Genomic DNA, 10,436 nt, shown 5'->3' on the forward strand with positions numbered 1-10,436 from the left:
ACCCCATCTTGCCTGACGTCCATCCCCGGACGGAAATGGGTACCTCAGGGGCCTGTGACCTGCGGCGGAGTGCCCGGGGCCTTCTCGCTACCTGTCGTCGTTCGTCGTCGTTGGTCGTCGTTGGTCGTCGTTTACCGGCCCACAACCGGCCCGGCACCACGACCCCATCCGCAGGTCAGGGCCGTCGGTCGGCACGACCAACGGGACCATACGGCCGTGCCGACGTTGCCGTCACTGACCGCCGTCAGGCACCCTGCCGACGGCGAGTAGGTGAGAGCTGGCAGCGAGCAGCTCCGGGTACGGCTCCGCCATCCGCGCCGCCGTCATGGCAGAGGCAATCAGGTCATCCGTCGGCCCGTCGCCTGGCTGCTGCTCAGCCGCCTTCACGAGAGACCACGCCGGCCCCTCGATACCGAAGACCTGAACGTCCTGGAGGCCTGCGGCGGCCAGTTCCGCCACAAGCTCTTCGGCTCGGTGGAAGTACGACAGGGTGAATCCCCGAACGCCGTCATAGACGGACGTCTCCAGGATCTTGGAGACGGACGCTTGGATGCGTTCGGTGTGCAGGTGGGCATACGCCACGTGCTCGAAGAGCGACGCGTAGCGATTGATCGCGGCAGCGGCAATCAATCCGCCCGGCTTGACGACCCGGGAAGCCTCTGCGAGTGCCTGCTGCCGGTCGGCAGGGTCGGGCAGGTGGTACAGCGGCCCGAGGAGCTGCACGACGTCGAAGCTGTCGTCCGGCTCGGACAAGGCCCGCGCGTCCCCAACGGTTGCTGAGCACACTGCCGACGCGGCCTCAACGTGCCGAGGCACAGGGTCCACCAGGGCGACGTCGTAGCCGTCCTTCACCAGCCACTCAGCATGAATCCCCGTTCCCCCGCCCACATCGAGCACACGTGCTGGCGCGGGAGGCAGGAAGCGTCGGAGGAGTTCTTGGGTTCTGACCAGTTCCATCCGACCGTCTGCCGAGCTGCGCAGGCGGCCGTCCTCGTTGACCGTCTCGCCATAGAACTGCATCACGGAAGGAGCCAATTCGAGATTCGACATGGTCGAAGTATCCTGTGTACCGGTGGACCAGTCCAGCGCAGGGATTTAGGAGAAACCATGGCAGTTTTGAAGTACGAAGAGATCGCAGAGTCCCTGCGCGCCCGCATCGCGGCCGGCGAGATCGCCCCTGGGGACACGATCCCGTCGGGCCGCGAACTGGCCGAGCAGTGGGAGGTGTCACGCGCTACTGCCATCAAGGCCGTCGACGTACTGCGGAACGATGGCCTGCTCGTGGCCAAGCAGGGAACCGGCTTCGTCGTCACGGAAACACCCGTGGCACGTCCTGCCGGCGCTCGCCGCGCAGGGTCGGCGCGCACGCTGGGCGGTATGCCGTTCCTGCGCGTCGGCACGCCTGACTGGGCGGAACCCCCCGCCCGCGTCGCCACCGCCCTCCGCCTCTCCCCGGGAGTTAAGGCACTTCGGCGCGTTCGCATCCTTCAACTCCCGGACGGAACCCCGAATAGCTGTGTTGAGGCGTGGTTCCCCCCAGAGATCGCGGATGCGTCACCACGCCTCGCCGACACCAACCCGATCGCCGAAGGCACAACGCGCTACGTCCGTCGACAGACCGGCCGAGGCCCGACCGAAGGCGTGGACGTGACCACCGTGCGCCTTGCATCCGAGATCGAGGCAGACCGCTTGAGGGTGCCCCAGGGCACACCGGTGGCCGTGCTTCTGCACACGGCGTATGACGAGCAGGGGAATCCGCTGGTGTGCGAGGAGGGCGTGACGCCGTCCTCACTCTTCGAGCAGGTAGACACCTACGCCATGTAGGCATCGCAGGCACACCAGAGAGGGCTGGACCGGTGAACCGGTCCAGCTTTTTTTGGCGCCTCCAAACGCCACCTCACCAGCACTTTTACCCGCAACACAACAGCAACCCGGAACCCCATCACTTGACTGGACCGGTCCACCGGTCCAGTCTCTTGTTGTGGCCGTCGCCCGATCCGGAATCTCCCGGATGGGGCCGACTCCGTCACGCCAAAACTCCACAGCGTGATCCACCGCAGTACGACGGCCGTGACCGTTCCGGCCGAGGCGAGTGGAGACCAGTCGGCCGAGAAGGGGCCCCCGTCACACCGGGGCCTGACACCCCAGACGGGGGACACGCCACCGACTCGAAAGAACCGCGCGGCACACCTTGAAGCCGCCCCCTCAGACGTCCGGGACTTCGGATCTCCCCGGATCGAGCGGCGCCGCGCGAACGCGAGAACCGAACCCTCAGCCCCGGCATTCACGCCGCGAGGGCGCCCGACCGAATCGGGCCCGGGGCGCTGCCACCCACCCGGTGGCCTCCACCCAAACGGCCAGCACCCCCGGAGTAGCCGCTCCGGGGGTGCCCTTTTCGGGCCGTCTACCGCTAGGAGAAAACGACCCATGAAGACCATCGTTGCTGGTCGCGAGCCCGTTACCGCGGCCGAGTTCGTCGAGCTGGCCCTGGGTATCGACCTGGAGCTGTTCACCGGCCCGGCCATCGAGTCGCCCCTGGAGCGGGTGGCCCGGCTGGACGTGGCCCACGCGGTTCTCGCGGAGCTTCGGGAGAGTGACCCGGAGGTCGCCCGGTATGCCGAGTCGCTGCTGCGGACGATCCCGCTGAAGCAGCCGCACCCCTCCGGCCGGCGTCCGCGCCGCGCGGTCCGCCGCCCGGCCGACGGCTGCACCGCCCGGACGGCGGTGGCGGCATGAGCACGCGGACGGTGCACGACCTGACGGCCGTGGTCGAGGTTCTGGCGTCGCTCACGAAGCGGTTCCCAGAGCTGCCGGCCGCTGAGGCCCGGGTGTCCCCGATCTTCCCGAACCATCTGGAGCTGTCGTTCCACGACGCCAACGGCCTGAACAACTTCGAGCGGTGGCGCTGCGGCCTCGGCATCGCCCCCGGGCTGGTGGACAGGGACGTGGCGGTGGGGGGCGGGCCGCTGATGTGGCTGCGCGTCACGACGACCGTGGACGGCGTTGCGGTCGAGCTGATCGGGTACGGCCACGTCCTGGTGGAACGCTCCGAGGACGCCACGGTGCCGGCCGGTTCGGCGGTGCCCGCATGAAGCGGACCGCTCCCGCCTCGCAGATCGCGGCGTTGCAGTCGCTTCAGTCGGGGCTGACGAAGGTTCTGGTCGCGGTCGCGGTGGTCGCGCTGGCGTTCACCGCGACGAACGTGACGCTGTTCGCGATCGACCACCACATCAGCGTGTGGATCGCGTGGCTGCTGGACCCGATGGTCGCGGTCGCGCTCGGGGCGGTCCTGATCGTGGACGGCCGCCTGTCCGAGCACGGGGTGCAGCCCTCCGGCTGGGCCAGCGGGCTTCGCTGGTTCGCCGGTCTGGGGACGTGGCTGATGAACTGCTGGGCCTCGCTCTGGCCCGCCGGCACCGACTTCGGGGTTCCCCGTCAGGTCGACCCGGCCGGTCTCGTCCTCCACTCCATCCCCCCGGTCCTCCTGATCGTTCTAGCCGAAGCGATCACGTTCTACCGGCGCGCGATCCTTGATCGAATCGCCACCCTGCGCGCACAGGTGGACACCAGGGTGGAACGAGTGGAAGCCCCGCCCGTCCACCCCGCATCCACCCCGGCCTCCACCCCCGCCACGACCACGCCGACGCCTCCGGTTCCGGTGCCCGCCCCGGTGGTGAACCTGCCGGTCATCTGCGGTGCACAGCAGGTGCATCCCCTGGCCGTCCCCCCGCTGTCCACCCCGGACGGCGACGGGCCGCAGAGCGAGACCCGGCTGAGCGCCGAGGAGGCCGCCGAGGTCATCCGGCAGTGCTACACCGACGGCGACACGATCAGTCAGGCTGCGGTGAAATCCACCCGGTCCACCTCCTACGTCCACAAGGTCTACGGCCGCCTCGCCAACTCCCCGGAGGACGGTCCCGGACTCCTCCTCGTGGCCGGGTGACGCCCATGGCATCCACCCCCGTCTACCGCTGGCGCATGGCCCCCGAGGGCCTGGCCACCCGCCGTCAGCTCCGCGCGCTCGGACTGCGGCCCGGCGGCCAGGACGTCGCCGCCCAGGTCGAACGTCCCCGCCGCCGGCGCGGGCCGCTGGTCGCCTACCTGTACCGGGTCGACCGGGCCATGCCGGTGCGGCCGATGACCCCGGGACGGCGGGCGGCGCTCGCTGCGGCGATGGCCGCGCGCCGTACCTGTCCGGCCTGCCGTCGTGATGCGGGGTACTGCATCCCGCGCTCGCTCGGCGTGTGCGTGCCCTGCCACGACAACCCGGCCAACGGCCGTACCGCCGAGGAGACGCCCCGTGTTCGCTGACATCGCGTTCCTGCTCTACGTCGGCCACCTGATCGCGGACTACCCGCTTAACGCGGCGAAGGCCGTGTCCACCACGTCGAGTGTCTCGGTCCCCCGGCTCGGGGCCGGTCTCGGCGGTCCCCGCTCGTTGGACGCCGGTGTCGCGTTCTCGGGGAGCCGTCACTTCGCATCGCAGTTCCCTCTTGCGGGTGATCAGCGGTGACGGCTGACGCATATCTGGTGATCCGCTGCGACGCGGACAAGGCCACCGAGACCGACGGCCGTTGCGGGTCCGAGGCCAGCTGGCCCGTGCGAGTCGAGAACCACACCGAACTGCGCCGCCTGATCCGTGACCAGCGTGGGTGGCACCGCCCCCGCCCCGGCCGCGACATCTGCCCCGACTGCTGGAAGGAAGGCCGCCGATGACCTCCATCGATCAGATCGCCACCCTGGCGACGTTCGGCTCGGTGTGGGCCGTGCTCGCGGTCGGACACAACCTCGCGGACCACGTGATCGGGCAGACCGACCATATCGCCGCGCTCGTCGTCGCGGCCCTCTTCCTCTCCGCCTGAAAGGGAGCACCATGGCAACCAGCACGAACAGGCTTCACGCCCCCCGCCCCCGGACCGGTGGCGGGTCGAATCCCGGTGGGAAGGGTGCGAAGTTCGCGGCCGGCGCCGCGACGGCCGCCGGGAACTTCGTCGGCGCGGCGGCCGGGGGTTTCGTCCCGCCGATCAACGTCACCGTCAACAACACCAAGGTCGCGTCCGGCAACGGGGCGGTGCGGAGCCTGGACAGTCTGCTGCCCGCGCCGGAGTTCTCGACGCCCGCGCAGATTCGGGACTACTGCAACAGCCTGCGCGCGGCGGCCGTGATGCTGTCGTTCGAGGTCGCGATGGGCGCCGAGATCCTCAAGGCCGTCCTGGCAACGGTCCCGGCCCCGAACAACCTCGTGGGCGCCTCCAAGATCCGGGCGTTCAAGGTCTCCCGCAAGATGCAGCGGGCCGCCGACGAGCTGCGCAACGCCGCGAAGCTCGCCGCCGCGACGTACGCGCAGTTCCAGCAGGAGTACGAGATCGAGCTGAACGCCCACCGCCACCGCGCCCGGCCGCAGCAGCCCCGCATGAACTGGGGCGCCCAGTGAGCCGCCGCCGGTTGATCGACCAGGACGGACACGACATGGACCGGGAGCTGGAAAGGATGGGAAGGCGGATGAGAAACCGCGGCGAGTACGGACACAGCACGTCGGGCGGCGGGAGCGTCGGCGCCTACCTCCTGCACCGGGTCAAGCCGCACCTGCCGCCGTGGCTGGGTGTCGCGGGGATCGGTGTGGCCGGGTCGGGTGCGCATCTGATGTGGGCGGACTCGGTCGGGGCCGGGGTCGGTCTCACCCTGTCCGCCGTCGCCCTGACCGGGGCGACGTGGTGGGCGGGGCGGGAGACCAGCCCGCAGCGGCGCCTGCACTCCGCGATCACCGTCGCGGCCGGGTCCGGGTGGATGACCGGGGCTGCCCTGGCCGGGCCGCTCGCCGGCAGCCTCCCCGACGCCTACCTGATGGGCGGGGCGGTCCTCGCCCTGTCCTGGAACATCCGCATGGCCCTGCGCACCTCGGACGACACGCCGTCCGGGTCGGGGGACAAGGGCCTGCTGGAGAAGGTCGGTCTCGCGAAGGCGAAGATCGGCCGGACGCAGGTCGAGCCGAACCGGGTCACCGCCGCGCTCGCGCTGGAACCCGGCGAGCAGACCACCGACGACGTCGCCAAAGCCCTGGCCCGGATCGCGTCCGCCCTGGACCTTCCCCAGAGCGCCGTGCGGTTCCAGCCCGATCCGGACTCCGCCCGGCGCGGTGACCTCGTCATCGTGCCCAAGGACATGCTCACCGAGGCCGAGCCGTGGGAGGGCCCATCCCTGCCCGGTGGTTCGATCATGGACCCGCTGATCATCGGCCGGTACGACGACGGATCACCCCTGGTGGTGTGGCTGCCCGGCGACCCCGCCCAGGGCCGCAACGCCCAGCACTTCCTGATCGCGGGCGGAACAGGCTCCGGCAAGGGCGACACTGCGCTCAACCTGATGACGGAGATCCTGTCCCGGAGCGACGTCATCGTGTGGCTGTCCGACCCCAAGGCGTTCCAGGACTTCCGGCCGCTGCTGCCCGCGTACGACTGGGCGGTCGAGGGCGGTTCCGGGACCGAGGCCATGGTGGAGGCCCTTCAGCAGGTGATCCCCGCCCGGACGGGGTGGCTGGGCAAGCACTCCTACCGGCAGTGGACCCCGCAGGCCGCCGAGCGGCAGACCGACCCCGCACACTCCTGCCGGCCGTCCGGCGCGTGCGGGTGCGAGGGTCTGCCGTACCTGGTCGCGTGGATGGAGGAGGCCGCCAACACTCTCCGCGCCCTGGGCGACGACGCGTTCACCGGAATCGCACAGGAGGCCCGCTCCGCCGGATGCTCCCTGGTCGTCTCGCTCCAGCGGCCCTCGTACGACCAGATGTCGACCAGCACCCGGGCCTCGCTCCCGTCCGTGATCGCGCTGGGCTGCGACCCGAGGGACGAGGGGTTCTCCCTGCCGGACTCGGTCATCGACGCCGGGGCCCACCCGGGGGCGTGGGGCAACCGGAAGCCCGGCTACTGCTACGTCGTCGCGGGCGGCATCGACCCCGACCGCTACGCGTCCCCCGCCCGCACCCGGCAGTTCACGGCGGATGCGGCGCCGGTCATGGAAATGCTCGCCCAGTGGGCGCTCCGCAACGGCGCCACCGCCGACCCCGTCACCGCCGGGGCCGCGCGCGCGGTCGTCGGCAACGCCTACACCGGCCGGACCACGGCCGACGACACGGAGCCCGCCATGGCCGACCAGGACGACACCAGCACCCGGACCGGCACCCTGCTGGATCCCGAGGACGCCGCGATGGACCCGGAGGCCGACCTCCCCGCCCCGCAGCAGGGCGACGACGCCCCGCTGTTCGGGCAGGAGACCGGCCGCAAGCCCTCCCCGGAGGAAGCGCGGGAGCTGTTCGCCCGTGCGCTGGACGAGTTCGAGGCGGCCGGGCAGATGGTCATCGGTCCGAAGGACTTCATGGACTGGTGCGACCGCAACAACCTCGGCCGGTCCTGGGTGTCCAAGCGGCTCAAGGACGCCGCCATGGAGGGCCGTCTCCAGCCGACCTCCCAGACCGGCCGGTGGCGCATCGTCCCCGTTCTCGCCGCCGCCTGACAGCCGTCACATGTGACGGGCCCGTCACACCCAAACCCCTAGGCGGGAGCGGGTGTGACGCGCCATCACCGCGGCCCGTCACACCCCCGTCACACCCACCCGCACCCCTCGGCCGGGGCCCGGCGTCACACCGACGCCGGGCCCCCGCCCGTCCGGGAGGACCCTCCCCATGAACCGCCCCGACCAGCCCCCGATCCCCCGCCCCCTCACCGACGCCGAAGCCGACCTCCGGGCCCGCCGCCTCATCCACGAGGCGTACGCGCCGGCCTACGAGACGCCGACCGCGCACCGCGACACCACCCCGCTCCCCGCGTACGGGCCCACTCCGCCCGTCGCCCAGCCCGGCCGCCCCCCGATGAGCCAGAAAGCGACGGACGCCAGCGCCCTGATGCTCACCGGATCCGTCGCCGCCCTGTCGCTCGGCGGGGCCACCTCCCTCGTCCTCTACACCCTCGGCCAGGTCGACCCGGTCACCCTCGCCGTCGGCGCGGCCGGACCCGTCGCCCTGATCCTCGCCGCCGGCTCCCTGCTCCGCTCCGCCGGACGCGCCAAGGCCGACGCCCACACCGAACACCACCACCACTACACCGGCCCCGTCACCCAGGACCACCGCACCACCCACACCACCACCCGGGGCGTGTGGACCAAGACCACCAACAACCACTGAGGAAGCCATGACCACCGAGACCACCGAGGTGTTCGAGACCATCCGCTACACCGCCGACACCGTCGTCACCACCACCCACGGGCACGTCCTCCTCATCCAGCGCGGCTGGCCCCCCTACGAGGGCCACTGGGCGCTGCCCGGCGGGCACGTCGACCCCGGCGAGACCAGCCGCACCGCCGCCGCCCGCGAACTCGCCGAGGAAACCGGCGTCCACGCCGTGCCGCAGGAACTGGTCCGGATCGGCCCCTTCGACCGGCCCGACCGCGACCCCCGCGGCAGGTACGTCACCGTCGCCTACCACCTCACCGTCCTCCCCGGAACGGCCATCGAAGCCAGCACCGACGCCCGCCAGGCCCAGTGGTGGCCCCTGAACGCCCTGCCCCCGCTCGCCTTCGACCACGCCGACATCATCCGCACCACCACCCGCACCCAGTAACAGCAAGGGCGGCCCCCGTCTCGCCAAAGCCTGGGGCCGCCCTCGTCCAGCCATCCACATCAGAGAACTGGAGACACCCAGCATGACCCAACCCACCCTTATCCGGCGAGCCCGCATCCTGCGGGTTCTGGACGCGTTCTGCTGCATCGGTGGTGCGGCGCGCGGCTACCAGTTGGCCGGCTGCCACGTCACCGGCGTCGACGTCCGCCCGCAGCCCGACTACTGCGGGGACGCCTTCCACCAGGGCGACGCGATCGAGTTCATCCGCGAGCACGGCCACGAGTTCGACTTCATCCACACCTCACCCCCGTGCCAGGGCGAAGGCGCCCCGACCAAGGGCACCAACGCGGCCCGCAACGCCCGCACCGGGCACACCCACCCCCGACTCATCGCCCCCACCCGGGCCGCCCTGAACTCCGTCGGCCGCCCCTACGTGATCGAGAACGTCGCGGGGGCCGACCTCCGCAAGGACCTGCGCCTGTGCGGGGAACAGTTCGGGCTCGGCGTGCTGATGCACCGCTACTTCGAACTCGGCGCCTGGACCACCGCGCAGCCCGCCCACCCCGCCCACCGGGGCAGGGTCCGCGGCTGGCGACACGGCCAGTACTTCGACGGCCCCTACGTCGCCGCGTACGGCAAGGGCGGCGGGAAGGCCACCACCGAGGAGATCCAACAGGCCAAACGCATCGACTGGTCGACCGATCACTTCAACCTGCGCGAAGCGCTCCCGCCCGCCTACACCCACTGGATCGCCACCGCCTTCCTGGCCACGCGGCCGGAGGCAGCGGCATGAGCACCCACCTGACCACCGCCCTCGACCTGGCCGCACGCGGTGTGCCGGTGCTGCCGCTGCGGGCGGGCAAGGTCCCGGTCGGGAACTGCCCCCACTGCGCCGACAACGCCTGCGGCGGCCGACCGAACATGAAGACGCCCGGCCCCTGCGGCTGCGCCCGCCCGTGCCACGCCTGGGCCGCCGCGACCACCGACCCCGCCACCGTGTCCGGTCCCGGGTGGGCGGCGGCGTGGCGGCAGGCCGGTGCGGTGGCCTACCACCCCGGCGGGGCCGGGGTCACCGTCGTCGACCTCGACAACGAGGCCGCCATCGCCTGGGCCCGCCGGGCGCTGCCCGCGACCCGCACGGTGTCCACGACGCGGGGCGAGCACTGGATCTACCAGGGCGTGATGCAGTCCGCGAACGCGGTCCGGCCCGGCGTGGACATCAAGTCCACGATGTCCTACGCCCGGTGGCTCGGCCCCGGCACCGGCACCACCACCGCCCTCCCCGACACCGTCCGGGCCCTCACCGCCCAGAAGCCGACCCTCCCTCGGCCGGTTGCGGTGGCCGCGCCGGCCGGTGGCGGGACGTGCCCGCACCGCACCCCGGCCTACCTGGAGCGCGGCATCGCCATGGCCGAGCAGCGCATCACCGCCGCCACCACCGCCGTGCACGCCACCGTCTACCGGGCGTTCCTGGCCGTGCTGTCCACGCACGGCCGGTGCGGCTGCCTGACCGACGCCCACGTGGGGCGCCTGTTCGCCGCCGCCCAGACCAAGGGCGAGTCCGTCCGGCACTGCACCACCGCCTGGGCCAACGCCACCGCCCGACTGGGGATGTGACGTGGCCGAGGACGAGAAGAACCCCGCCCGGGAAGTCATCACCACCTACGCCCAGTCCCACTTCCGGTACTTCCGCACCGCCGACGGCACCGTCTACGCCCAGCGCAACGGCCACCCCGTCGCCCGCCCCATCCGCTCCCAGGGCACCACCGGCAGCCACCGCCAGGAACTCATGGTCGGCATGTTCAAGGACGGAACCGGCGTCTTCAA

At 71.5% G+C, this 10,436-nt stretch carries 15 protein-coding genes and 1 pseudogene; 15 read left to right on the forward strand and 1 reads right to left on the reverse strand.

From position 1 onward, the window contains the following. Window positions 1-231: 231 nt before the first annotated feature. Window positions 232-1,050, reverse strand: coding sequence for a class I SAM-dependent methyltransferase (locus ACFVDM_RS37975; protein WP_383651307.1), 819 nt, complete (start codon window positions 1,048-1,050; stop codon window positions 232-234). Between the two features lie 57 nt (window positions 1,051-1,107). Between ACFVDM_RS37975 and ACFVDM_RS37980 the strand changes: the two genes are divergently transcribed. The 15 genes and pseudogenes from ACFVDM_RS37980 to ACFVDM_RS38050 form a co-directional block, all read left to right on the forward strand. Next, complete coding sequence (locus ACFVDM_RS37980; RefSeq protein ID WP_383651312.1) at window positions 1,108-1,824, forward strand: GntR family transcriptional regulator; 717 nt, start codon at window positions 1,108-1,110, stop codon at window positions 1,822-1,824. A gap of 603 nt (window positions 1,825-2,427) precedes the next feature. Next, a complete protein-coding gene (locus ACFVDM_RS37985; protein WP_383651316.1) occupies window positions 2,428-2,736 on the forward strand; it encodes a hypothetical protein in 309 nt (102 codons plus the stop codon). Then, window positions 2,733-3,092 carry a hypothetical protein gene (locus ACFVDM_RS37990; RefSeq protein WP_383651319.1) on the forward strand — a complete coding sequence of 120 codons (360 nt, stop codon included), beginning with the start codon at window positions 2,733-2,735 and terminating at the stop codon, window positions 3,090-3,092. Before ACFVDM_RS37985 ends, ACFVDM_RS37990 begins: the two co-directional genes overlap by 4 nt. Further along, entirely contained in the window at window positions 3,089-3,943 is an 855-nt protein-coding gene (locus ACFVDM_RS37995) for a hypothetical protein (protein WP_383651321.1), read from the forward strand. Before ACFVDM_RS37990 ends, ACFVDM_RS37995 begins: the two co-directional genes overlap by 4 nt. Window positions 3,944-3,948: 5 nt before the next feature. After that, window positions 3,949-4,311, forward strand: coding sequence for an RRQRL motif-containing zinc-binding protein (locus tag ACFVDM_RS38000; protein ID WP_383651324.1), 363 nt, complete (start codon window positions 3,949-3,951; stop codon window positions 4,309-4,311). Beyond that, window positions 4,301-4,513 (forward strand): hypothetical protein, encoded by a 213-nt coding sequence (locus ACFVDM_RS38005; protein ID WP_383651327.1) that lies wholly within the window; start codon window positions 4,301-4,303, stop codon window positions 4,511-4,513. The genes ACFVDM_RS38000 and ACFVDM_RS38005 overlap by 11 nt, the downstream gene beginning before the upstream one ends. Further along, the gene (locus tag ACFVDM_RS38010; protein ID WP_383651329.1) at window positions 4,510-4,716 is read left to right on the forward strand and encodes a hypothetical protein; all 207 of its coding nucleotides are present in this window, start codon (window positions 4,510-4,512) and stop codon (window positions 4,714-4,716) included. The genes ACFVDM_RS38005 and ACFVDM_RS38010 overlap by 4 nt, the downstream gene beginning before the upstream one ends. Continuing rightward, window positions 4,713-4,862 (forward strand): hypothetical protein, encoded by a 150-nt coding sequence (locus ACFVDM_RS38015; protein ID WP_383651332.1) that lies wholly within the window; start codon window positions 4,713-4,715, stop codon window positions 4,860-4,862. Before ACFVDM_RS38010 ends, ACFVDM_RS38015 begins: the two co-directional genes overlap by 4 nt. Before the next feature lie 11 nt (window positions 4,863-4,873). After that, window positions 4,874-5,434, forward strand: a complete 561-nt coding sequence (gene traA / locus ACFVDM_RS38020; RefSeq protein WP_383651334.1) for a plasmid transfer protein TraA — start codon at window positions 4,874-4,876, stop codon at window positions 5,432-5,434. Window positions 5,435-5,502: 68 nt separating this feature from the next. Next, the gene (traB, locus tag ACFVDM_RS38025; RefSeq protein ID WP_383651337.1) at window positions 5,503-7,506 is read left to right on the forward strand and encodes a plasmid transfer protein TraB; all 2,004 of its coding nucleotides are present in this window, start codon (window positions 5,503-5,505) and stop codon (window positions 7,504-7,506) included. Window positions 7,507-7,675: 169 nt separating this feature from the next. Next, window positions 7,676-8,173 carry a hypothetical protein gene (locus tag ACFVDM_RS38030; RefSeq protein WP_383651340.1) on the forward strand — a complete coding sequence of 166 codons (498 nt, stop codon included), beginning with the start codon at window positions 7,676-7,678 and terminating at the stop codon, window positions 8,171-8,173. A 7-nt stretch (window positions 8,174-8,180) separates the two neighbouring features. Next, the gene (locus tag ACFVDM_RS38035; RefSeq protein WP_383651343.1) at window positions 8,181-8,609 is read left to right on the forward strand and encodes an NUDIX domain-containing protein; all 429 of its coding nucleotides are present in this window, start codon (window positions 8,181-8,183) and stop codon (window positions 8,607-8,609) included. Between the two features lie 82 nt (window positions 8,610-8,691). Next, complete coding sequence (locus ACFVDM_RS38040; protein ID WP_383651345.1) at window positions 8,692-9,402, forward strand: class I SAM-dependent methyltransferase; 711 nt, start codon at window positions 8,692-8,694, stop codon at window positions 9,400-9,402. Continuing rightward, entirely contained in the window at window positions 9,399-10,226 is an 828-nt protein-coding gene (locus tag ACFVDM_RS38045) for a bifunctional DNA primase/polymerase (protein WP_383651348.1), read from the forward strand. The genes ACFVDM_RS38040 and ACFVDM_RS38045 overlap by 4 nt, the downstream gene beginning before the upstream one ends. A 1-nt stretch (window position 10,227) precedes the next feature. Then, window positions 10,228-10,436: pseudogene (locus ACFVDM_RS38050) on the forward strand (ATP-binding protein); the annotation flags it as partial.

It is taken from the genome of Streptomyces sp. NPDC057682, assembly GCF_042799575.1.
Lineage (GTDB): Bacteria > Actinomycetota > Actinomycetes > Streptomycetales > Streptomycetaceae > Streptomyces.

Coding starts and splice junctions, on each gene's coding strand:
- ACFVDM_RS37975 (WP_383651307.1), bottom strand. CDS start 1,050: ATGTCGAATCTCGAATTGGCTCCTTCCGTGATGCAGTTCTATGGCGAG.
- ACFVDM_RS37980 (WP_383651312.1), top strand. CDS start 1,108: ATGGCAGTTTTGAAGTACGAAGAGATCGCAGAGTCCCTGCGCGCCCGC.
- ACFVDM_RS37985 (WP_383651316.1), top strand. CDS start 2,428: ATGAAGACCATCGTTGCTGGTCGCGAGCCCGTTACCGCGGCCGAGTTC.
- ACFVDM_RS37990 (WP_383651319.1), top strand. CDS start 2,733: ATGAGCACGCGGACGGTGCACGACCTGACGGCCGTGGTCGAGGTTCTG.
- ACFVDM_RS37995 (WP_383651321.1), top strand. CDS start 3,089: ATGAAGCGGACCGCTCCCGCCTCGCAGATCGCGGCGTTGCAGTCGCTT.
- ACFVDM_RS38000 (WP_383651324.1), top strand. CDS start 3,949: ATGGCATCCACCCCCGTCTACCGCTGGCGCATGGCCCCCGAGGGCCTG.
- ACFVDM_RS38015 (WP_383651332.1), top strand. CDS start 4,713: ATGACCTCCATCGATCAGATCGCCACCCTGGCGACGTTCGGCTCGGTG.
- traA (WP_383651334.1), top strand. CDS start 4,874: ATGGCAACCAGCACGAACAGGCTTCACGCCCCCCGCCCCCGGACCGGT.
- traB (WP_383651337.1), top strand. CDS start 5,503: ATGAGAAACCGCGGCGAGTACGGACACAGCACGTCGGGCGGCGGGAGC.
- ACFVDM_RS38030 (WP_383651340.1), top strand. CDS start 7,676: ATGAACCGCCCCGACCAGCCCCCGATCCCCCGCCCCCTCACCGACGCC.
- ACFVDM_RS38035 (WP_383651343.1), top strand. CDS start 8,181: ATGACCACCGAGACCACCGAGGTGTTCGAGACCATCCGCTACACCGCC.
- ACFVDM_RS38040 (WP_383651345.1), top strand. CDS start 8,692: ATGACCCAACCCACCCTTATCCGGCGAGCCCGCATCCTGCGGGTTCTG.
- ACFVDM_RS38045 (WP_383651348.1), top strand. CDS start 9,399: ATGAGCACCCACCTGACCACCGCCCTCGACCTGGCCGCACGCGGTGTG.